20 protein-coding genes and 1 pseudogene are annotated in these 20,800 nt (G+C 61.2%); 2 read left to right on the forward strand and 19 right to left on the reverse strand.

The features are described 5' to 3' along the window. Position 1: 1 nt before the first annotated feature. From pabC to OC605_RS02825, 8 genes are all read right to left on the reverse strand, one after another. On the reverse strand, positions 2-817 hold the full coding sequence (gene pabC / locus OC605_RS02790) for an aminodeoxychorismate lyase (protein WP_136492930.1): 816 nt from the start codon (positions 815-817) through the stop codon (positions 2-4). Beyond that, the gene (gene fabF / locus OC605_RS02795) at positions 817-2,061 is read right to left on the reverse strand and encodes a beta-ketoacyl-ACP synthase II (protein WP_038860467.1); all 1,245 of its coding nucleotides are present in this window, start codon (positions 2,059-2,061) and stop codon (positions 817-819) included. Before fabF ends, pabC begins: the two co-directional genes overlap by 1 nt. A 108-nt stretch (positions 2,062-2,169) precedes the next feature. Then, the gene (gene acpP, locus OC605_RS02800; RefSeq protein ID WP_003175607.1) at positions 2,170-2,406 is read right to left on the reverse strand and encodes an acyl carrier protein; all 237 of its coding nucleotides are present in this window, start codon (positions 2,404-2,406) and stop codon (positions 2,170-2,172) included. A gap of 196 nt (positions 2,407-2,602) precedes the next feature. After that, the gene (gene fabG / locus OC605_RS02805) at positions 2,603-3,346 is read right to left on the reverse strand and encodes a 3-oxoacyl-ACP reductase FabG (RefSeq protein WP_016770989.1); all 744 of its coding nucleotides are present in this window, start codon (positions 3,344-3,346) and stop codon (positions 2,603-2,605) included. A 16-nt stretch (positions 3,347-3,362) separates the two neighbouring features. After that, on the reverse strand, positions 3,363-4,301 hold the full coding sequence (gene fabD / locus OC605_RS02810) for an ACP S-malonyltransferase (RefSeq protein WP_024013921.1): 939 nt from the start codon (positions 4,299-4,301) through the stop codon (positions 3,363-3,365). 123 nt (positions 4,302-4,424) lie between these two features. Beyond that, the gene (plsX, locus tag OC605_RS02815; protein ID WP_083387041.1) at positions 4,425-5,435 is read right to left on the reverse strand and encodes a phosphate acyltransferase PlsX; all 1,011 of its coding nucleotides are present in this window, start codon (positions 5,433-5,435) and stop codon (positions 4,425-4,427) included. Between the two features lie 4 nt (positions 5,436-5,439). Next, positions 5,440-5,622, reverse strand: coding sequence for a 50S ribosomal protein L32 (rpmF, locus tag OC605_RS02820; RefSeq protein ID WP_003179396.1), 183 nt, complete (start codon positions 5,620-5,622; stop codon positions 5,440-5,442). Positions 5,623-5,635: 13 nt separating this feature from the next. Further along, complete coding sequence (locus OC605_RS02825; protein ID WP_003204262.1) at positions 5,636-6,163, reverse strand: YceD family protein; 528 nt, start codon at positions 6,161-6,163, stop codon at positions 5,636-5,638. A 105-nt stretch (positions 6,164-6,268) separates the two neighbouring features. On the opposite strand from OC605_RS02825, the gene OC605_RS02830 reads away from it, so the two are divergent. After that, positions 6,269-6,847 (forward strand): Maf family protein, encoded by a 579-nt coding sequence (locus OC605_RS02830; RefSeq protein ID WP_262136248.1) that lies wholly within the window; start codon positions 6,269-6,271, stop codon positions 6,845-6,847. 86 nt (positions 6,848-6,933) lie between these two features. Here OC605_RS02830 and sppA read toward each other — a convergent pair. The 3 genes and pseudogenes from sppA to rluC form a co-directional block, all read right to left on the reverse strand. After that, positions 6,934-7,922 (reverse strand): annotated as a pseudogene (gene sppA / locus OC605_RS02835) (signal peptide peptidase SppA). A gap of 24 nt (positions 7,923-7,946) precedes the next feature. Further along, a complete protein-coding gene (locus tag OC605_RS02840; RefSeq protein ID WP_262136249.1) occupies positions 7,947-8,609 on the reverse strand; it encodes an HAD-IA family hydrolase in 663 nt (220 codons plus the stop codon). Then, a complete protein-coding gene (rluC, locus tag OC605_RS02845) occupies positions 8,596-9,555 on the reverse strand; it encodes a 23S rRNA pseudouridine(955/2504/2580) synthase RluC (RefSeq protein ID WP_016770994.1) in 960 nt (319 codons plus the stop codon). Before rluC ends, OC605_RS02840 begins: the two co-directional genes overlap by 14 nt. 699 nt (positions 9,556-10,254) lie before the next feature. On the opposite strand from rluC, the gene rne reads away from it, so the two are divergent. Then, positions 10,255-13,521, forward strand: coding sequence for a ribonuclease E (rne, locus tag OC605_RS02850; protein WP_262136250.1), 3,267 nt, complete (start codon positions 10,255-10,257; stop codon positions 13,519-13,521). A gap of 191 nt (positions 13,522-13,712) precedes the next feature. On the opposite strand, the gene OC605_RS02855 is transcribed toward rne, so the two are convergent. The 8 genes from OC605_RS02855 to OC605_RS02890 form a co-directional block, all read right to left on the reverse strand. Further along, entirely contained in the window at positions 13,713-14,309 is a 597-nt protein-coding gene (locus tag OC605_RS02855) for a nucleotidyltransferase family protein (protein ID WP_262136251.1), read from the reverse strand. Then, on the reverse strand, positions 14,306-15,286 hold the full coding sequence (locus tag OC605_RS02860) for an XdhC family protein (RefSeq protein ID WP_262136252.1): 981 nt from the start codon (positions 15,284-15,286) through the stop codon (positions 14,306-14,308). The genes OC605_RS02855 and OC605_RS02860 overlap by 4 nt, the downstream gene beginning before the upstream one ends. After that, positions 15,286-17,607, reverse strand: coding sequence for a xanthine dehydrogenase family protein molybdopterin-binding subunit (locus tag OC605_RS02865; protein WP_262136253.1), 2,322 nt, complete (start codon positions 17,605-17,607; stop codon positions 15,286-15,288). The genes OC605_RS02860 and OC605_RS02865 overlap by 1 nt, the downstream gene beginning before the upstream one ends. Continuing rightward, complete coding sequence (locus tag OC605_RS02870; RefSeq protein ID WP_262136254.1) at positions 17,604-18,074, reverse strand: (2Fe-2S)-binding protein; 471 nt, start codon at positions 18,072-18,074, stop codon at positions 17,604-17,606. The genes OC605_RS02865 and OC605_RS02870 overlap by 4 nt, the downstream gene beginning before the upstream one ends. A gap of 299 nt (positions 18,075-18,373) precedes the next feature. Further along, positions 18,374-19,393 (reverse strand): UDP-N-acetylmuramate dehydrogenase, encoded by a 1,020-nt coding sequence (gene murB / locus OC605_RS02875; RefSeq protein WP_262136255.1) that lies wholly within the window; start codon positions 19,391-19,393, stop codon positions 18,374-18,376. Then, the gene (locus OC605_RS02880; RefSeq protein ID WP_130911824.1) at positions 19,390-19,854 is read right to left on the reverse strand and encodes a low molecular weight protein-tyrosine-phosphatase; all 465 of its coding nucleotides are present in this window, start codon (positions 19,852-19,854) and stop codon (positions 19,390-19,392) included. The genes murB and OC605_RS02880 overlap by 4 nt, the downstream gene beginning before the upstream one ends. After that, positions 19,854-20,618 carry a 3-deoxy-manno-octulosonate cytidylyltransferase gene (kdsB, locus tag OC605_RS02885; protein ID WP_206421732.1) on the reverse strand — a complete coding sequence of 255 codons (765 nt, stop codon included), beginning with the start codon at positions 20,616-20,618 and terminating at the stop codon, positions 19,854-19,856. The genes OC605_RS02880 and kdsB overlap by 1 nt, the downstream gene beginning before the upstream one ends. Further along, a complete protein-coding gene (locus OC605_RS02890; RefSeq protein WP_003179363.1) occupies positions 20,615-20,800 on the reverse strand; it encodes a Trm112 family protein in 186 nt (61 codons plus the stop codon). The genes kdsB and OC605_RS02890 overlap by 4 nt, the downstream gene beginning before the upstream one ends.

Here is a 20,800-nt window from a genome sequence, read left to right on the forward strand (position 1 = left end):
ATCAAGCATCCAGTAGCGCGCGGGCAATGGTTTGCAGTTTACGGGTGAGCGGGCCAACCGGCCAGCTCAGTGCAGCACAGGCGCGTACCGGCCAGACGCCATAAACGCTGTTGCAGACAAACACTTCATCAGCCCATTGCAGCTGTTCGAGGCGGATATCGGCGATTTGCGTGGGGATGGCCAGCGACTCGGCCTGAAACAAAATTTCCGCGCGCATCACCCCAGCGACGCCGCAGCGCTTCAAGTCGGGCGTGATCAAGCCACCGTCGCGCACCAGGAAAATATTGCTGAACACGCCCTCAACGACGCGCCCGGCCTGATCAAGCATCAAGCCTTCGGCATGCTCGCTGTCCTGCCATTCGGCGCGGGCGAGCACCTGTTCCAGTCGATTCAGATGTTTGAGCCCGGCCAACAACGGCTGCGTAGATAAACGCGTGTTGCAGGGAAACAGGCGGATGCCGTGCTCGGCATGGGCAGCAGGATAAGCCGCCGGCGGATTGCCTTGCAGAATGCGTCGGCCCTGCGCCGCAGGATCGGGCGCATAACCGCGCAAGCCGTCGCCACGCGTGAGGATGAGCTTGAGCACGCCCTCGCCCATCGCAGCGGCATAGCTGAGCAGCTCATGGCGAACCAGCTCGAGGTCGGTCGCAATGGCCAGACGCGCGCAGCCATCGGCCAGGCGCGTCAGGTGTCGATCCAGCAGGACCGGCTGTCCACTGCGCACGGCAATGGTCTCGAACAGACCATCGCCGTAAGCCAGGCCGCGATCTTTCAGCGACAGCGCGTCAGCCGGTTGACCGTCGACCCAGCTGTCCATCAGCCGGCGAACCGACGGAACGCCAGCGTGCCGTTGGTGCCGCCAAAACCGAAGGAGTTGGACAGCACGACATCGATGTCCATGTTACGCGCGGTGTGCGCGACGAAATCGAGATCGCAGCCTTCGTCCGGTTCATCAAGGTTGATGGTCGGCGGTGCCACCTGGCTGTTGATTGCCAGCACGCTGAAGATCGCTTCGACCGCGCCCGCCGCACCCAACAGGTGGCCAGTCATCGACTTGGTCGAGCTGACAGCCAGTTTGTAGGCGTGATCGCCGAACACCGACTTGATCGCGTTGGCTTCGGCAAGGTCGCCGGCTGGGGTCGAGGTGCCGTGGGCGTTGATGTACTGCACTTGATCGACATTGATCTTCGCGTCGCGCAGGGCATTGGTGATGCAGCGCGCGGCACCGGCGCCATCGGCGGGTGGCGAGGTCATGTGGAACGCATCGCCACTGGTGCCGAAACCGATCAACTCGGCGTAGATCGTCGCGCCACGAGCCTTTGCGTGTTCCAGTTCTTCAAGAACCAGAGCGCCGGCACCGTCGGACAGGACGAAGCCGTCACGACCCTTGTCCCATGGACGACTGGCACGAGTCGGCTCGTCGTTGCGGGTCGACAGCGCACGGGACGCGCCGAAGCCGCCCATGCCCAGACCGCAGGCGGCCATTTCCGCACCGCCGGCAATCATCACGTCGGCTTCGTCGTACATGATGTTGCGCGCGGCCATGCCGATGCAGTGCGTACCGGTGGTGCACGCGGTGGCGATGGCGTAGTTGGGTCCCTGTGCGCCCAGATGGATCGACAGGAAACCGGAAATCATATTGATGATCGAGCCAGGCACAAAGAACGGCGAGATCCGTCGTGGACCGGTCTCGTGCAGGGTGCGGCTGGTCTCTTCGATGTTGGTCAGACCGCCAATCCCCGAACCCATGGCCACGCCAATGCGTTCACGGTTGGCATCGGTGACTTCCAGACCGGCGTTGCGCACGGCTTGAAAGCCTGCGGCGAGGCCGTACTGAATGAACAGGTCGAGCTTGCGCGCTTCCTTGACCGACAGGTATTCCTCGACATTGAAGCCTTTGACCGAACCGCCGAAGCGGGTCGAATAGGCAGAAAGGTCGGTGTGTTCGATCAGACCAATGCCACTGCGGCCAGCCAGAATGCCCTGCCAACTGCTCGGCACATCCGTGCCCAGTGGCGACAACATACCCATACCGGTGACTACGACGCGTCTACGCGACACAGCACTCTCCTTTTTCAAATGACGACTTTGCATCAGGCCTAAAGAAAAAACCGCACGCCATGATGGCAGTGCGGTTTTTCCATGACAGCAAGCAACGATTACAAACTGTTACGCCTGGTGGCTGGTAACGTAGTCGATTGCAGCTTGTACAGTAGTGATCTTTTCAGCTTCTTCGTCAGGGATTTCGGTCTCGAATTCCTCTTCCAGAGCCATCACCAGCTCAACGGTGTCAAGGGAGTCGGCACCCAGGTCTTCTACGAAGGAAGCGGTGTTGACCACTTCTTCTTCTTTAACACCCAGTTGCTCGGCAACGATTTTCTTGACGCGCTCTTCGATGGTGCTCATACCTTGTTTTCACTCCTAATGGACAAATTCAGGCAGCTGGCCAGTGGGTAAGTGTATAGAAAGCCTTTTCAGTTTTTCAACTGAAAGCTTCACTCCTCAAACCCTGCGGCCCTCTGCCTATAAATAGATTGCAGCTTTATAACGGATTTTAGACAGCTCGTATGACATTTTTTTGAAGCAATCCGTCACATTTTACTTACATGTACATCCCACCGTTCACCGGGATTGTAGCCCCGGTAACGTATGCCGCACCGTCGGATGCAAGAAAAGCGACCACGGACGCGATCTCTTGAGCTTGCCCCAGACGACCCAGCGGAATCTGCGTCTGCAAGGCTTCACGCTGTGCTTCAGGCAGCTCGCGGGTCATATCGGTGTCGATGAACCCTGGGGTTACCGAGTTGACCGTAATCGAACGCGAACCGACTTCACGCGCCATCGCCCGGCTGAAACCTTCCAGACCGGCCTTGGCGGCTGCATAGTTTACTTGGCCGGCGTTGCCCATGGCACCCACCACCGAGCCAATACTGATAATTCGACCCCAGCGCGCCTTGGTCATGCCACGCAAAACGCCCTTGGACAGGCGATACAGACTGTTCAGGTTGGTATCGATCACGTCGTACCACTCGTCGTCTTTCATGCGCATCATCAGGTTATCGCGGGTGATGCCGGCATTATTGACCAGAATCGCCACCGGCGCACCGAACTGCTCCTGAATGCCTGCCAGCACGGCGCTGACCGATTCGTCGCTGGTGACATTGAGTTCGAAACCGGCGCCCTGGATACCGTTTTCCTTCAGGGTCGCGGCAATGCGCTCGGCGCCCGACGCGGAGGTCGCGGTGCCGACAACGATGGCGCCCTGACGACCCAGTTCCAGCGCGATGGCCTGGCCGATACCGCGGCTTGCACCGGTAACCAGTGCAACTTTACCTTGCAGACTCATGCAAGTTTCTCCTGATTCAGGCCTGCGCTGCGCGAGCGGCAGCGAAGGCGTCTGGGGTATTGAGATTGGAAGTCGAAACGCCTTCGGCGCAACGTTTGTTCAGGCCAGCGAGGACTTTGCCCGGGCCGCACTCGACCAGATTGGTCGCGCCCTTGGCGGCCAAAGTCTGTACCGATTCAACCCAGCGCACTGGCTTGTAGAGCTGTTCGAGCAGGTCGCGCTTGAGGGTTTCCAGATCGGCCGGCACTTGTGCGCTGACGTTCTGCACCACGGGGATCTGCGGCGCCTGCCAGTCGATGGCGGCGATGGATTCGGCGAAGCGCTCGGCAGCCGGACGCATCAGCTCGCAGTGCGACGGCACGCTCACTGGCAACGGCATGGCGCGCTTGGCACCACGGGCCTTGCAACCCTCGATGGCGCGCTCGACGGCCGCCTTGGCACCGGCGATCACCACTTGGCCCGGCGAGTTGAAGTTCACCGCGCTGACGACTTCGCCTTGCGCCGCTTCGGCGCAGGCAGCCAGCACGTCGGCATCTTCCAGGCCGAGGATCGCGGCCATGCCGCCCTGCCCGGCCGGCACCGCTTCCTGCATCAACTGACCACGGCGCTCGACGAGCTTGACCGCGTCAGCCAGGCTCAGGCTGCCGGCAGCGACCAGCGCGCTGTATTCACCCAGGCTATGGCCGGCGACGAATGCCGGGCGCGCGCCGCCTTCGGCCAGCCACAGACGCCACAGGGCGATCGAAGCGGTCAGAATGGCCGGTTGGGTTTTGTCGGTTTGATTGAGCAGCTCTTCCGGGCCCTGCTGGGTCAGTGCCCACAGGTCGTAGCCCAGCGCAGCAGAGGCTTCTTGAAAGGTTTCGAGGATCAGCGGATGTTGCGCGCCCAGCTCGGCCAGCATGCCGAGGGACTGCGAACCCTGTCCTGGAAAGACGAATGCGAGGGAAGCAGACATGTAACAAGCCCCTAATGATCTTGTCGTCGGAAAATAACGCCCCGTTGGGGACGCCAGAAACTGACAGTTTGGATGGCCCTTTGAACCGGGCGGTCACATTTAAGCATTGTCCGACGAAAACGCCTAAGACAACAGTTCCTCCAGACGACCGTGGAGACGCTCGGGCAGGTTCTCCTGAATCTCGATCAGCGCCCGTTGAATGGCACTCTGAAAGCCCTGCACCCCGGCCGATCCGTGACTTTTCACAACGATGCCCTGCAAGCCGAGAAAGCTTGCGCCATTATGTCGCGCCGGGGCCAGATCAGCCTGCAGACGTTTCATCAACGGCAGTGCCAAGGCACCCACTGCGCGAGACGCCAGGTTTTTCTTGAACAGGGCCTCGATGCGCGCGGCAATCATCGTCGCCAGACCTTCGCTGGACTTGAGCAGGATGTTGCCGACGAAGCCGTCACACACCACCACGTCGGCCTCACCGCGGTACAAGCCGTCGCCTTCGATAAAGCCGATGTAGTTGATCCCGCGCGCCGCCTGCAACAGCGTGGCGGCCAGTTTGACCTGCTGATTACCCTTGATGTCTTCAGTGCCGATGTTCAGCAGTGCCACACGCGGACGGGCGATACCCAAGGTCTGCGCGGCCACCGAACCCATCACCGCGAACTGCAACAGGTGCTCGGCACTGCAATCGACGTTGGCGCCCAGATCGAGCAGCTGGCAATAACCGGTCTGCGTCGGAATCGCCGCGACCATGGCCGGCCGATCAATGCCGGGCAATGTCTTCAACACGAAACGCGACAAGGCCATCAACGCACCGGTATTGCCGGCACTGACACAGGCCTGCACCTTGCCATCGCGCAGCAGTTCGAGGGCCACACGCATCGACGAATCCGGCTTGCCACGCAGGGCCTGAGCGGGTTTTTCATCCATGGTGATGACTTCGCTCGCCGCAACAATCGTCAGGCGCGCGCGATCGGCAGCCGACTGGCCGTGGATCAGTTCTTCAAGAAGGGAGGGTTGACCGACGAGGGTCAGGTGCAGCGAGGGTGTAGCAGACAGGCAAGCGAGACTGGCCTGAACAATGCTGCGGGGACCGAAGTCCCCGCCCATTGCGTCAATCGCGATGACTTGAGCAGACAAGTGATTACTCGTCAGCGCCCTTGTCGATCACTTTACGGCCACGGTATACGCCTTCTGGCGATACGTGGTGACGCAGGTGAACTTCACCAGTGGTTTTTTCTACAGACAGGGTGCTAGCCTCGAGAGCGTCGTGCGAACGGCGCATGTCACGGGCAGAGCGGGATTTTTTGTTCTGCTGAACAGCCATAATTGATTAACTCCTAAACGTTTGGGTCACGCTTTAACTGCGCCAATACACTGAACGGGTTGGACCGCGTTACCTCGTCCTCGCTCGGTTCGGGCTCATCTGCTCCCGCCGGCTGCTGGCATTCTTCCGGATGATGAGCAGGCACAATGGGCAAGGCGAGCAGAAGCTCCTCCTCGATCAGTGACTGCAGATCCAATGGATCTTCGCCCAGTTCCAGCACGTCATAACCTTTCGGCAACGACTGGGTATTCGCACCCTCCTTCACCACCGCGTAACTGCATTCGCTGTGGATCGGCAGGGTGACCAGCTCAAGACAACGCTGGCAAACCATTTTGACTTCGGTGTCGATAAAGCTGTGGATGACCACAGACTTACGTTCATCTCGTTCAAAAACGAATTTGGCCTGCACCGTACCGACATCGTCGGAAAGCGGGTCGCAAAGTCTCTTCAAATCGGCCAGCAGCAGTTCACCTTGAAGGGTGGTGCCACGGTCAGCCAATTTGCGCGGGTCAACGTGAGGTGGAATCGGGTCATTCAACATAGGCGCAGCATTATAGGGATGCACCCACCCATGTCAAAGGAAATTGTGCCCTGTCCGTCACTTGCGCGCCTCCGCTAGAATCCGCACCTGCCTCAGGAGACGTCCATGCTGCCTTTATTACTCGCTTCAAGCTCGACTTATCGCCGTGAATTGCTCGCCCGCCTGCACCTGCCGTTCGTCTGCAGCTCGCCGGACATCGACGAAAGCCACCGCCCGGGCGAGTCCGCGATCGATCTGGTCAAACGCCTCGCCGAGGAAAAAGCCCGCGCCCTGGCGGACAGCCACCCTGCTCATCTGATCATTGGCTCGGATCAGGTCGCCGTCCTCGGCGAACAGATCATCGGCAAGCCGCACACCTTCGAGAAGGCTCGCAAGCAATTGATGGCGGCGAGCGGCGCGAGCGTGACCTTCCTGACCGGTCTGGCGCTGCTCAACAGCCAGACCGGGCAATGCCAGGTCGACTGCGTGCCGTTTACCGTGCACATGCGTCAGCTGGATCCGGCGCGCATCGAACGTTACCTGCGCATCGAGCAACCGTACGACTGCGCCGGCAGCTTCAAGGCCGAGGGACTGGGCGTGAGCCTGTTTCAATCGACCGAAGGCCCGGATGCCACCAGCCTGATCGGCCTGCCGCTGATTCGCCTGACCGATATGTTATTGGTCGAAGGCGTGCAAATCCCTTAAAAGCAAAAGATCGCAGCCTTCGGCAGCTCCTACACCGATCCGTGCAAGAGTTGCCGCCGACTGCGATCTTTCGACCTTCAAACGTCTTACCGCAACGACGGCCCGTGGAACCCCATCCACATCGCCAACTGCTCGGCCACGCTGGCGCCGAGCTTTTTCGAGAAGCGATCAAACGGCGATTCCTGCACGGTGAAGTCCACCAGCTCCTTCTCGCCAATCACATCACGCGCCACCGAACTGGCACTGCCCAAGCCATCGATCAGACCCAGCGGCAGCGCCTGCTCACCCGACCAGACCAGCCCGGAAAACAGCTCAGGATGCTCTTTGTCCTTCAGGCGATCACCACGACCCTGCTTGACGCTGTTGATGAACTGCTTGTGCGTGGTGTCGAGCACGCTTTGCCAGAATGCGGTTTCTTCAGGCTTTTGCGGCTGGAACGGATCCAGGAATGCCTTGTGCTCGCCCGAGGTGTAGGTGCGACGCTCAACGCCGAGTTTCTCCATGGTGCCGACGAAACCGTAACCCGCCGCCGTCACGCCGATCGAGCCGACCAGACTGGCCTTGTCAGCGTAGATCTGATCCGCCGCACTGGCGATGTAATAGGCGCCCGAAGCACCAAGATCGGAAATCACTGCGTAGAGCTTGATCTCTGGGTGCAGGCCACGCAGACGCTTGATCTCGTCATAGACATAACCGGACTGCACCGGACTGCCGCCCGGACTGTTGATGCGCAGGACTACGCCCTTGACCTTTTTGTCTTCGAACGCCGCGCGCAGGCTGCCAACGATATTGTCAGCGCTGGCCGGCTCCTTGTCGGCGATCACTCCGTCGATCTCGATCAACGCCGTGTAGTTCGGACCGCGGGTGGCGCTTTTTTCCATGTCCATCAGCGGCGTGAACAACAGCAGAGCAACAAACAGATAAACAAACGTCAGCAGCTTGAAGAAAATCCCCAACGCCGCGACCGACGCTGCTCCTGGACACCGGCCAGCAAAGTCTTTTCCAACAGCTTCCAGCTTTTCGCGTCACCGTCGTCGGCACTTGCCTTGGCCGGTGCTTTCCATTCGTCGGTCATGCCATCTACCCCAGCAAAAACGTATTAAGCCCGCTGACCCAGCCAGGCGTGCAATTGAGAAAAACGGTCGATCGACAGGCGCGGCTCGAACTGTTGCAGGGACTCGATCGATTGCGCGCCATAACTGACCGCCACCGAATCCATCCCCGCGTTGCGTGCCATCAGCAGATCGAACGACGAATCACCGACCATCAACGCCTGCTCCGGGCGTACGCCGCAGTGGCTGACAATCTGCTCAAGCATCAGAGGGTGTGGCTTGCTGGCAGTTTCATCGGCAGCGCGGGTGATATCGAAATAATCTTCCCAGCCATTGGCCTTGAGCACCCGATCCAGACCGCGACGATTTTTGCCCGTCGCTACCGCCAGGTGATAACCCTGCTCGCGAAACGATGCCATCGACTCGACCACGCCCTCGAATAGCGGCGAAGGCACGGCTTCGGCAGCGATGTAGTGATCGGCGTAGTACTCGCGAAACGCGAGCATCTCTGCGTCGCTAATTTCGGGATACAGGGTGCGAATCGCTTCCGGCAAGCCAAGACCGATGATGCCTTTGACGGCGAAGTCATCGCGCAGCTCGAAACCGGAACGCCCGGACGCCGAGTGCATCGCCTCGACGATCCGATGAATGGAATCGGCAAGGGTGCCGTCCCAGTCGAAAATCAGCACTTTGTAATCAGATGGGCGCACTCAATCGCTCCACGGTCTTGGCCCACATTTCGTCGACGGGCGCTTGCAGATTCAGCTTGCCGCCGTCGGGCAGCGGCACGGTCAGCATGTAGGCGTGCAGGAACAGGCGCTTACCACCCAGATCGCGGATTTCCTTGGTGAAATCCTCGTCGCCATACTTGCTGTCACCGGCAATGCAATGGCCAGCATGCAAGGTGTGCACGCGAATCTGGTGGGTACGACCGGTAACCGGTTTCGCCTCGACCATGGTGGCAAAATCGCCGAAGCGGCGCAGCACCTTGAACAGCGTCAGGGCTTCTTTGCCTTCATCGTTAACTTCGACCATGCGCTCGCCGGAGCGCAGATTGCTCTTGAGCAACGGTGCGCGAACCTGCTTGATCGAGGTTGCCCAGTTGCCACGCACCAGCGCCATGTAGCGCTTGTCGACGCCATCGCCACGCAGTTGCTCGTGCAGATGGCGCAACATGCTGCGTTTTTTGGCGATCATCAGCAGGCCGGAGGTGTCACGGTCGAGACGGTGAACCAGCTCCAGCTCCTTGGCATCGGGACGCAGCTGACGAAAGGCTTCGATCACGCCGAAATTCAGCCCGCTGCCGCCATGAACCGCAATGCCGGCGGGCTTGTTGATCACGATCAGGGCCTTGTCTTCGAAGACGATCGAGGCTTCCAGGCGCTGCAACAGCCCTTGGGCCAGCGGCACCGGTTCGTCGCGCTCAGGCACGCGAACCGGCGGCACGCGCACGATGTCGCCGGCCTGCAGCTTGTATTCGGGCTTGATCCGACCTTTGTTCACACGCACTTCGCCTTTGCGCAAAATGCGGTAGATCAAGGTCTTGGGCACGCCTTTGAGCCGGGCGAGGAGAAAGTTGTCGATTCGTTGGCCGGCATACTCCGGCGAGACTTCAAGCAGTTGAACGCCTGGAGTCGAAGGGGCAGTAGTTGTCATGCCGCGGATGATAACAATTTTTATGGAATTGAAGCACTTAATCATTGCTGCTATAGTCGCGAACGCCGCCAAAAGCGGCCTGGACAGCGGAACCACGGTCAAAGACCGGCCCTGACCAACGCAATTCACCAGGGCGCGAGGCCGTCCTACGGGGCTTTCGCTACGTAACGGTGGAGTTTGCGGTTGTAACGAGCGCAGGTGACATGAGGCCTGAATTACACCGCCGAGCAGAGTTCTCACTCGCCCGGCAGGCAACATTCAAGGCCAGTTCACAAAGTGCAGTCGACTGCAAATGACCCCGAGCGATTGCTTCGGAAACATCGCCTGAATTAGCCATGATGCGTGACCTCCCCTTTCGGAGCTCACGGTAAATGCCAACCCGCTGCGGATTCTGCGCGCGGCAGCACCCGAATTATCAGGGATACGTGTAGGGTGGAGATGCACAACCGCCGGACTGTGTAGCAACAAGCTTTGATCAAGACGCTTCATCTCGTCCACAGCCGCTGGTTGATTCCTCCTCCTGACTGAGTGCTTAAGTAGCCACAGCAAGCAGGACGCGTACGTCGCGGTATCGGCCCAATTGGCCGCACATCGCTGGACACGGGAATGGCCAACCACTCCCGACGCACCTGACACCGACCGTGAGAAGTCGTGTGTGCCGAACGCCGTTTCCGGCAGCCCGGAAACCGACGGTACTACATGAAAAGAATGCTGATTAACGCAACTCAACCCGAAGAGTTGCGTGTTGCACTGGTAGATGGCCAGCGCCTCTACGACCTGGACATCGAATCCGGTGCACGCGAGCAGAAGAAGGCCAACATCTATAAAGGCCGTATCACTCGCATCGAACCAAGCCTTGAGGCTGCCTTTGTCGATTTCGGCTCCGAGCGCCACGGCTTCCTGCCCCTCAAAGAAATCTCCCGCGAATACTTCAAGAAAGCCCCCGAAGGCCGCGTCAACATCAAGGACGTCCTGAGCGAAGGCCAGGAAGTCATCGTTCAGGTCGAGAAAGAAGAACGTGGCAACAAGGGCGCCGCCCTGACCACCTTCATCAGCCTCGCCGGTCGCTACCTCGTACTGATGCCGAACAACCCGCGTGCCGGCGGCATCTCCCGTCGCATCGAAGGCGAAGAGCGCAACGAACTGCGTGAAGCGCTGAACGGCCTGGTTGCTCCGGCCGACATGGGTCTGATCGTGCGCACTGCCGGCCTGGGCCGCAGCAGCGAAGAAATGCAGTGGGACCTCGACTACCTGCTGCAACTGTGGACCGCCATCAAAGAAGCCTCGCTGGATCGCTCCGCGCCATTCCTGATCTACCAGGAAAGCAACGTGATCATCCGCGCCATCCGCGATTACCTGCGCCAGGACATCGGCGAAGTGCTGATCGACAGCGTTGAAGCCCAGGACGAAGCCCTGACCTTCATCCGCCAGGTGATGCCGCAGTACGCCAGCAAGATCAAGCTGTACGAAGACAGCGTGCCGCTGTTCAACCGTTTCCAGATCGAAAGCCAGATCGAGACCGCGTTCCAGCGCGTCGTTGAACTGCCTTCCGGCGGCTCCATCGTCATCGATCCGACCGAAGCCCTGGTGTCCATCGACATCAACTCGGCGCGCGCCACCAAGGGCAGCGACATCGAAGAAACCGCCCTGCAGACCAACCTTGAAGCCGCCGAAGAAATCGCCCGTCAGTTGCGCCTGCGCGACATCGGCGGCCTGATCGTCATCGACTTCATCGACATGACCCCGGCCAAGAACCAGCGCGCCGTGGAAGAAAAAGTCCGTGAATGCCTGGAAGCTGACCGTGCCCGCGTGCAGATCGGTCGCATCTCGCGTTTCGGCCTGCTGGAAATGTCCCGTCAGCGCCTGCGTCCATCGCTGGGCGAAAGCAGCGGCATCGTCTGCCCGCGTTGCAACGGCACCGGCATCATCCGTGACGTTGAATCGCTGTCGCTGGCCATTCTGCGCCTGATCGAAGAAGAAGCCCTGAAAGACCGCACCGCCGAAGTTCGCGCGCAAGTGCCGATCCCGGTCGCTGCGTTCCTGCTCAACGAAAAACGCAACTCGATCACCAAGATCGAACTGCGCACCCGTGCCCGTATCGTCATTCTGCCGAACGATCACCTCGAGACGCCGCACTTTGAAGTTCAGCGCCTGCGTGACGACAGCCCGGAAGCCGCGACCAACCAGTCCAGCTACGAAATCGCTGCCGCCGCTGCCGAAGTCGAAGAAGTCCAGCCAGCCGCTGCGACTCGCACTCTGGTTCGCCAGGAAGCTGCAGTGAAGACTGCGCCGGCCCGTGCCAACGCACCGGTGCCGACTGAAGTTGCCCCTGCCGCACCTGCTCCTGCACCGGTTGCCGCGCCTGAGCCAAGCCTGTTCAAGGGTCTGGTGAAGTCGCTGGTCAGCCTGTTCGCCACCAAGGAAGAGCCAGCCGCACCGGTCGCGGTTGCGAAACCGGCTGCCACCGAGCGTCCTGCCCGCAACGAAGAGCGTCGCAACGGTCGCCAGCAGAGCCGCAACCGTAACGGTCGTCGCGATGAAGAACGCAAGCCGCGCGAAGAACGTGCTCCACGTGAAGAGCGCGCACCACGCGAGCCGCGCGAAGAGCGCCAGCCACGTGAAGCCCGCGAGCCGCGTGAAACCCGCAGCGAAGCGCCGGTAGCCCGCGAAGAGCGCGCACCACGTGCCCCGCGTGAAGAACGTGCACCGCGTGCCCCACGTGAAGATCGCAAGCCGCGTGGCGAGCGTGAAGAACGCGTGCGTGAACTGCGCGAGCCACTGGACGCCGCGCCAGCCGCAGCCGTTGCTGCCGTGACCGCTGAAGAGCGTCCGGCCCGTCAGCCACGCGAAGAACGCGCTCCGCGTCCGCCGCGTGAAGAGCGTCAACCGCGTGCCGAGCAGGCCGCTGCTGCCGTCGCTGAAGAAGAAGTGAACAGCAACAACGAAGAGCAACTGCCGGAAGACGGTCAGGACAACGCCGAAGGCGATCGTCCACGTCGTCGCTCCCGTGGCCAGCGTCGTCGCAGCAACCGTCGCGAGCGTCAACGTGATGCCAACGGCAACGTGATCGAAGGTTCGGAAGAGTCCGAGTCCGCTGAAAACGCTGGCGAGCCAAGCACTGCCGATCTGGCCGCTGGCCTGGCCGTCACCGCCGCCGTTGCCAGCAGCACCATCAGCGCTCCGGCAGAAGCCCAAGCCCACGAGCAGGCTGAACGCGCCACCGCCGCCACACTGGAAACCGCTCCAGTCGAAGCGCCGGTTGTCGAAGCCACGACACCAGTGGAAGTGACTGCTGCACCGGAAATCGAAGTCGCTCCGGTCCGCGAAGCTCTACCTCAGGTTGAAGCGGCTGCCGAACCGGAAGCTGTCGTCGAAGCACCAACGGCCATCACTGAGCCAGCGGTAGAAACCGTCAGCGAAAACGTGACCAAAACCGTGCGTGAAGTTCGCGAAGAGCAGACTGCGTTCAACTGGGTTGCCGAGCCAGCCGTCACCGAAGCCCCAGCGCCAGTCGCTGAAGCCGAAGTGCCGCAAGCCATGGTTTCCGAGCCAGTAGTTGCAGCAGCAGAGCCGGCGCCGACACCAGTAGTTGAAGCTCCGGTTGCCGAAGCTCAGGTTGAAGAAGCACCAGCCGCAGTCGAAGCGCCAGCGCCAGTGGTTGAAGCGCCGGCTCCGGTCAGCGCCCTGACGCCGAACGGCCGCGCGCCAAACGACCCGCGTGAAGTGCGTCGTCGCAAGCGTGAAGCCGAGCGTCTGCAGAAGGAAGCCGAACTGGCTGCCGCTGCGGCCCCTGTGCCTGCCGAACCGGCCCCTGCAGCTGAAGTGACCGAGGCAGCTCCTGCCCCGGTCGCGGAAGAAGCAACGGTAGAATCGGTGATCGCTGAAGCACCACGCTCCGTTCAGGACGCGGTTGAACAGCGCGAAGAAGCTCAGGAAAAAGAGCACGAGCCTAAACCACTCGTGTAATTCCTGAAGCCATTAAAAAGCCCCGCCTGGTGAAAGCCTGGCGGGGCTTTTTTATGCCTGAAATTCCAGCATCATCCGCAACCTTTGTGGGAGCGAGACTGCTCGCGAAAGCGCTGGGTCAGACAATATTCATGTAACTGAACCATCACATTCGCCAGCAGGCTCGCTCCCACAAGGGATTTCAACATGGCTCAGGAACGAGGAAATCCCAAAGATTCAGGCACATCGATATCCCACAACACGCCAGGATCATCCACCGCCACTTCCACCACCCGCCCCTGCGCAAACAACGGCCGTGCGCCACGATCGCCGGTCAGCGCCTGCAATTGCGCGCCAAACGAACGACCAAACCCCACGGGATGGCCAAATTCGCCATCCAGCACCGGCACGCTCACCGCGTCATCAGCCATCGCCGCAACCACTCGCTCGATACTCGAAGGCAAGATAAACGGCATATCGCCGAGCACAATCAACCAGCCATCCGCCTCCGGGCAAGCGGCAACACCTGCGGCAATGCTGTCGCCCATGCCGGTCAATTCGATCGACACCACGTCGCAGCCATAAGCCTGGGCCATGCGCATCGCCTGCGGTCGAGCCTCGGTGGTGACCAGCACGCGCTTGTCGAGACTGGCCGGCAGGTTCACCAGCACCTGCTCGATGACCGAGCGCACCGCGCCGTCGCGCCCGGTGCAGTCAGCGAGCAATTTGTCTTTGTCGGGGCCGGCGATCTGGCGAAAGCGTTTGCCCTCGCCCGCCGCCAGCACAATCACTGCGATGGATTGGCTCATGCACCCTCCAGCGGTTTTTTCTGTTTCAGCTCCACACCGTTCTTGATCGCGACAATTTCCGCCAGCAACGACAAGGCGATCTCTGCCGGCGAATGACTGCCGATGTGCAGGCCGATCGGCCCGTGCAAGCGATCAATCGATGCTTGCGACAAGCCTAGCTGAGCCAGATTTTCCCGGCGCTTCTGGCTGTTGACCCGCGAACCGAGCGCGCCGACGTAGAACGCCGGCGAGTCGAGCGCGGTGAGCAAAGCCATATCGTCCAGGCGTGGATCGTGAGTCAAGGCGACAATCGCCGTGCGCTCGTCGGTCTGGATGTTCAGCACAGCCTCATCCGGCATGCCGGGGACGAAACGGCCGTGCTGCTCTTCCCAGCCGTAAACGAATTCGGTGCGCGGATCGCAGATCAGCACTTCAAAATCCAGCAGCCGCGCCATGTCGGCGACGTAGCGCGACAACTGCCCGGCACCGATCAGCAACAAGCGCCAGCGCGGACCATAAATCGCTCGCAGAGTCTTGCCGTCGAACACCAGCGAATCGGACTTGCTCGCCGGAGCCAGCCGCACCTCGCCGGTTTCGATGTGCAGTTCCCGGGCAACGATTTCATGGTTTTCGCAACGCTGCAGCAGCTCGGCGACCCACGCTGGGTCACCAACGCGCTCTTCGGTCAGGCGCAGGGTGCCGCCGCAAGGCAGGCCGAAACGCGCGGCCTCCTCGCGGGTCACGCCGTAGGTAATCATCTGCACTGGCGGACCATCGGTGGCAATGTGGCCGTCGTGCAGCCGCGCGATCAAGTCATCTTCGACACAGCCACCTGACACCGAACCGATCACCACGCCGTCCTCGCGCAAGGCGAGCATGGCGCCGGGCGAGCGCGGCGCGGTGCCCCACGTCTGCACCACGCTGAACAGCACCACCCGCTGTCCGGCGCGGCGCCACTCGAGGACGCTGCGCAGGACGTTGAGATCGACGCTGTCCATTACGCTTGCGCCTTCTGCCAGCCCTGCAACTGATACCGCACCGGCAGATTGCGGATGCGCTTGCCGGTGGCGGCGAAAATCGCATTGCACAGCGCCGGGGCAATCGGTGGCACACCCGGCTCACCAACGCCACCCAACGGCACGTCACCCGGCGGCGTGACCAGATGCACCGCAACTTTCTTGGGCGCCAGCGACATGCGCGCGACCTCGTACATATGGAAGTTGTCCTGCTGGACTTTGCCGTCCTTGAAGCTGATCTCGCCGAGTACAGCGTTGCCCAAGCCCATGACGCACGCGCCTTCGAACTGCGAACGGATGCGCTCAGGGTTGATCTGCGGCCCGCAGTCCACGGCGATGTCGGCCTTGTGCACGATCAGCGAACCGTCGTCCTTGACCTCGACTTCGATCACGGCCGCCACATAGGTGACGAAGCTGTAATGCACCGCCAGACCGAGGCCACGGCCCTTGGGCAGTTTGCGCCCCCAACCGGCGGCCTTGGCGGCAGTTTCCAGCACCGTACGCATGCGCCCGGTGTCGATCGGGTAACGCTCGGGCGATTCGCCGTAATTCCACTCTTCGCTCAAGGTGCGTGGATCGATCTGCCGGTCCGGGCCGAGCAATTTGATCTGGTACTTGAGCGGATCTTCCCCGGCCTTGTGCGCCAGTTCGTCGACGAAGCTCTGAATCGCGAAGCCGTGAGGAATGTTCGACACCGAGCGATACCAGCCGACCCGCGTGTGTACCTTGGCTTCGGGGTTTTCCAGGCGCACGTTGGGAATCGCATAGGCCATATTGGTAAAGCCCATGCCCAGCTCGAACGCCGCTTCGTGGTTCATGTCCGGCGCAAACAGCGCGGTGATGCTTGGCGCCACGGTGCGATGCAGCCACCCGGACGGCATGCCGTTCTTGTCGATACCCGCCTTGAGATATTCCGCCGACACGGTGTGGAAATACGAATTGTGGATATCGTCTTCGCGGGTCCACTGCACCCGTACAGCCTTGCCCGGAAACTCCTTGGCGAGAATTGCCGCTTCAACGACGAAGTCCGGTTTCGACTTGCGCCCGAAACCACCGCCCAGCAATGTCACATTGAAGGTGACCTTTTCGAACGGCACGCCAAGACGCTCGGCGATGCGCTCACGGGTGACCTGCGGTGCCTGACTTGGCGCCCAGGCTTCGCACACGCCGTCCTTGTAACGGGCGATAGCAACCATCGGTTCCATCGGCGCCTGCGCCAGGTGCGGCAGGTAATACGAGGCTTCGAGCGTGCTGGCGGCGCCGCTCAAGGCCTTGTCGATATCACCGGTGTTGCGCACCACTTTGCCGGCCTTCAGCGACGCGGCTTCAAGCTCCTTGCGATAGGCAATCGAGTCATAACTGGCATTCGGGCCGTCATCCCACTCGATCTTCAGCGCCTCGCGACCCTTGATCGCCGCCCAGGTGTTGCTGGCCACAACCGCAACGCCGCCCAGTGGCTGGAACTCTGACGGCAACGGCCGGCCTTCGATCTGCATGACTTTTAGCACGCCGGGGACTTTCAGCGCGGCGCTGTCATCGAGGCTTTTGACCTTGCCGCCGTACACTGCCGGGCGAGCGATAGTGGCGTAGAGCATGCCGTCGAAATGCACGTCGGCGCCGTACACTGCGCGGCCATTGACGATATCGGCACCGTCGATGGCCTTGGTGCCTTCCTTACCGATGTAGCGAAACTCCGACGGCTGCTTGAGACGCAGGCTGTCACGCGCCGGTACTGCCAGCGCACTGGCCGCAGCGGCGAGTTCGTCGTAGCCCAGTTCACGGCCGGACGGTTTGTGAATGACCTTGTGCAGTTGCGCATGGCATTCGCCAACCGGCACTTTCCACTGCGCAGCGGCGGCCTGTTCGAGCATGGTCCGCGCGGCGGCGCCGCAACGACGCATCGGCTCGTACCAGTGACGCATGCTGCGCGAACCATCGGTGTCCTGGTTGCCGAAGCGCACTTCGTCACCCGGCGCCTGCTGCACTTTGACCTGAGCCCAATCGGCCTCGAGTTCATCGGCAACGACCATGCTCAGGCTGGTGCGCACGCCCTGGCCCATTTCCGAACGGTTGCACACCACGGTGACGCTGCCATCGGCAGCAATGCTCACGTAGACCTTGGGATCGTCGATCCAGCCATTGGGCATGCCGTCGGCGCCAAATTTCTTCGCAGCGTCATCGGCCAACGCATCCTGCCAGCCCCAGCTCGCGGCGAGGACCAGCGCGCTGGTGGCGCCGACGCCTTTGAGAAAACCACGGCGGCTGAGGTTGCTCAGGGCGAAATCATTCGGGACGCGGCTCATGCCTTCACCCCCTTCAGTTGGGTGGAGGCCTGGCGGATCGCGGTTTTGATCCGGTTGTAAGTACCGCAGCGGCATATGTTGCCGACCATGGCTTCTTCGATCTGCTCGTCGCTCGGGTTCGGGTTGGTTTTCAGCAGAGCGGTGGCCGACATGATCTGCCCGCCCTGGCAATAACCGCATTGAGCCACGGCGCTGTCGAGCCAGGCTTGCTGCACGACCTTGCCTACCGGGTCGGCTTGGAGATTGTCGATGGTGGTGACGTTCTGGCCGATCACCGAGCCGATCGGCGTGATGCAACTGCGTGCCGGCAAGCCGTCGATATGGATGGTGCAGGCGCCGCACAGGCCCATGCCGCAACCGAATTTGGTGCCGTTGTAACCGGCGACGTCACGAATCGCCCACAACAGCGGCATGTCTTCGGTGACATCGAGGGAGTGGTCTTGACCGTTGAGTTTCAGGGTAATCATGGGCACGCCCGCATATTTTTTAGTGGTTATGGGTTACATCTTAGCGGCAAGCTGCAAGCTGCAAGCTCAAAGTGAAGGCGCGTCTGATTCGCTCGCAGATTGCAGCTCGCAACCGCGCCTTGGGTGGAGCAAATAATTGATATCGTTAGGCGGCTAAGTTAACCCAGCATTAACAAAAAAGCCCTGCTTATACAGGGCTTTTTAGCTGCAAGTTTCTAGCTACAAGCTGCAAGCAAGAGCGGCTGATAGCTCATGACGCAGCGCAGCTTGCCGCTCGAAGCTTGAAACTTGCAGCTGCTTCAATACCGATTGGGCTCCATTTCCAGTTCGACATGGAAGCGCTCGGCGATGTCTTTCTGGATACGTTGCGCCAGGTCGAGCAGTTGCAGGCCGGTGGCCGTGCCGTAGTTGACCAGCACCAGCCCCTGCAACTTGTGCACGCCGGCATCGCCGTCGCGAAAACCTTTCCAGCCGGCGCGTTCGATCAGCCAGCCAGCGGCCAGTTTCATCTGCCCGTCCGCTTGCGGGTAAGCCACCAGATCCGGGTGCTGCGCTTTGATCTGCGTGACCACAGCGGCAGGCACCAGCGGATTCTTGAAAAAGCTGCCAGCATTGCCGAGCACCGCCGGGTCCGGCAGTTTTTCGCTGCGGATGCTGCAGATGGCGCGGCTGACGTCGCTGGGCGTCGGCTGCTCGATGCCCTGCTCGCTCAGGCGCTGACGGACCGGGCCGTATTCCAGATGCAGGTGCGCTGCGCGATCCAGCTTGAAGCGCACCCGCAGGATCAGCCAACGTCCCGGCTGCTGCTTGAACACACTGTCGCGGTAGCCGAAATTGCACTGCTCCAGGCTGAAATCCCGCAGCTCGCCGCTCTCGCGATCCAGCGCAGTCAGGCCGGTAAACACGTCCTTGATCTCGACACCATAGGCGCCGATGTTCTGCATCGGCGCGGCGCCGACGGTGCCGGGAATCAGGCTGAGGTTTTCCAGCCCGGCAAAACCCTGGGCCAGCGTGTGCTGCACGAACGGATGCCACGGTTCGCCCGCTTCCGCCTCGACCACCACGCGACTGCCATCGTCGCTGAGCACGCGGATGCCGCGCGTGGCCATGCGCAATACCAACGCCGCAATATCCGCCGTGAGCAGCAAGTTGCTGCCGCCGCCGATCACCAGCAACGGCACGTCATGGGACGCGGCATAGGCCAGCGCTTCGCGGACATCGTCATCACTGTGGGCTTCGGCAAACAGCTGCGCGCGCACATCGACGCCAAACGTATTGAAGGCCTGCAACGATACTTGCGGTTGGACCTGCAAACTCATAAACGGCCCTTCACTTCGATCAGCAACTGGTCGCAGGCCGCTTCGATCAGATCGAGCACCTGCTCGAAACCCTGATCACCGTCGTAATACGGATCCGGCACTTCATCGACCAGCCCGGAATAACGACGCAAAAACAGATCCAGCTCGGCTCTGCCGGTGGACGGCTGCAGGGCCTTGAGATTGCGCAGATTGCTGTTGTCCATGGCGAGAATCAGGTCGTAGCTGGCGAAATCGGCCCGGCTGACCTGCTGCGCGCGTTGCGTCGACAAGTCATAACCGCGCAGTTTCGCCGCCGCCTGGCTGCGCTTGTCCGGCGGGTTGCCGACGTGCCAGTCACCGGTGCCGGCGGAGGCCACTTCGACCACATCCGCCAGCCCGGCTTCACGCAACTTGTGGCGCAACACGCCTTCAGCGGTGGGCGAACGGCAGATGTTGCCCAGGCACACAAACAGAACGCGCATCAGGCCCCCAGCAGGCGACGAACCCGCTCAAGGTCTTCAACGGTGTCGACACCGGTCGGCGGCGCGATCAGCGCGTCGGCAACATGGATACGCACGCCATGCCACAAGGCACGCAGTTGTTCGAGGGATTCGGTGTTTTCCAGCCAGCACGGCCCCCAGCTCACGAAGTCGTGGAGGAACCCGGCGCGATAGGCATAAATACCGATGTGGCGGCGATAGGGCACGCCTTCCGGCAGGTGCTCGCGGCTCTTGGCAAATGCATCGCGAGCCCACGGCAAAGTTGCACGACTGAACGTCAGGGCCAGACCGTTGATATCGCTGGAAACCTTCACAACGTTGGGGTTGAACAGGGTTTCCACGTCTTCGATCGGTTCAGCCAGCGTGGCCATGCGCGCTTCGGTGTGAGCGGCCAGGTTAGCGGCGACCTGATCGATCACACTCGGCGGAATCAGCGGCTCATCGCCCTGGACGTTGACCACGATCGCATCAGGCGCAAGACCGAGTTTCGCTGCGACCTCGGCCAGACGATCAGTGCCGGAGTTGTGATCTTCACGGGTCAGCACCACTTCGGCGCCAAAGCTTTTGCATGCCTCGACGATGCGTGCATCGTCAGTTGCAACAACGACGCGGGTCGCGCTGCTTTTGCTCGCCTGTTCCCAGACATGCTGGATCATCGGTTTGCCGGCAATATCCAGCAACGGCTTGCCCGGCAGACGGGTCGAGGCGAACCGCGACGGGATGACAACGGTGAAGGCTGTGGTCATTTATCCAGACGCTCGTCGGTGGTCAGGGTGCGCGCTTCGCTTTCCAGCATCACCGGGATGCCGTCGCGGATCGGATAGGCCAGGCCGGCGCCCTTGCTGATCAGTTCGGTCTTGTCGGCACTGAGCTTGAGCGGGCCTTTGCACACGGGGCAAGCGAGGATGTCGAGCAGTTTGGTGTCCAT

Origin of the sequence: Pseudomonas sp. Marseille-Q5117 (assembly GCF_946901175.1) — a bacterium.
GTDB classification, from domain to species: domain Bacteria; phylum Pseudomonadota; class Gammaproteobacteria; order Pseudomonadales; family Pseudomonadaceae; genus Aquipseudomonas; species Aquipseudomonas iranensis.

Bases quoted from the DNA above. Each gene is read 5' to 3' on its own strand.
- pabC (WP_136492930.1), bottom strand. From the start codon at position 817: ATGGACAGCTGGGTCGACGGTCAACCGGCTGACGCGCTGTCGCTGAAA.
- acpP (WP_003175607.1), bottom strand. From the start codon at position 2,406: ATGAGCACCATCGAAGAGCGCGTCAAGAAAATCGTTGCCGAGCAACTG.
- fabG (WP_016770989.1), bottom strand. From the start codon at position 3,346: ATGAGTCTGCAAGGTAAAGTTGCACTGGTTACCGGTGCAAGCCGCGGT.
- fabD (WP_024013921.1), bottom strand. From the start codon at position 4,301: ATGTCTGCTTCCCTCGCATTCGTCTTTCCAGGACAGGGTTCGCAGTCC.
- rpmF (WP_003179396.1), bottom strand. From the start codon at position 5,622: ATGGCTGTTCAGCAGAACAAAAAATCCCGCTCTGCCCGTGACATGCGC.
- OC605_RS02825 (WP_003204262.1), bottom strand. From the start codon at position 6,163: ATGTTGAATGACCCGATTCCACCTCACGTTGACCCGCGCAAATTGGCT.
- OC605_RS02830 (WP_262136248.1), top strand. From the start codon at position 6,269: ATGCTGCCTTTATTACTCGCTTCAAGCTCGACTTATCGCCGTGAATTG.
- rluC (WP_016770994.1), bottom strand. From the start codon at position 9,555: ATGACAACTACTGCCCCTTCGACTCCAGGCGTTCAACTGCTTGAAGTC.
- rne (WP_262136250.1), top strand. From the start codon at position 10,255: ATGAAAAGAATGCTGATTAACGCAACTCAACCCGAAGAGTTGCGTGTT.
- OC605_RS02855 (WP_262136251.1), bottom strand. From the start codon at position 14,309: ATGAGCCAATCCATCGCAGTGATTGTGCTGGCGGCGGGCGAGGGCAAA.
- OC605_RS02860 (WP_262136252.1), bottom strand. From the start codon at position 15,286: ATGGACAGCGTCGATCTCAACGTCCTGCGCAGCGTCCTCGAGTGGCGC.
- OC605_RS02865 (WP_262136253.1), bottom strand. From the start codon at position 17,607: ATGAGCCGCGTCCCGAATGATTTCGCCCTGAGCAACCTCAGCCGCCGT.
- OC605_RS02870 (WP_262136254.1), bottom strand. From the start codon at position 18,074: ATGATTACCCTGAAACTCAACGGTCAAGACCACTCCCTCGATGTCACC.
- murB (WP_262136255.1), bottom strand. From the start codon at position 19,393: ATGAGTTTGCAGGTCCAACCGCAAGTATCGTTGCAGGCCTTCAATACG.
- OC605_RS02880 (WP_130911824.1), bottom strand. From the start codon at position 19,854: ATGCGCGTTCTGTTTGTGTGCCTGGGCAACATCTGCCGTTCGCCCACC.
- kdsB (WP_206421732.1), bottom strand. From the start codon at position 20,618: ATGACCACAGCCTTCACCGTTGTCATCCCGTCGCGGTTCGCCTCGACC.
- OC605_RS02890 (WP_003179363.1), bottom strand. From the start codon at position 20,800: ATGGACACCAAACTGCTCGACATCCTCGCTTGCCCCGTGTGCAAAGGC.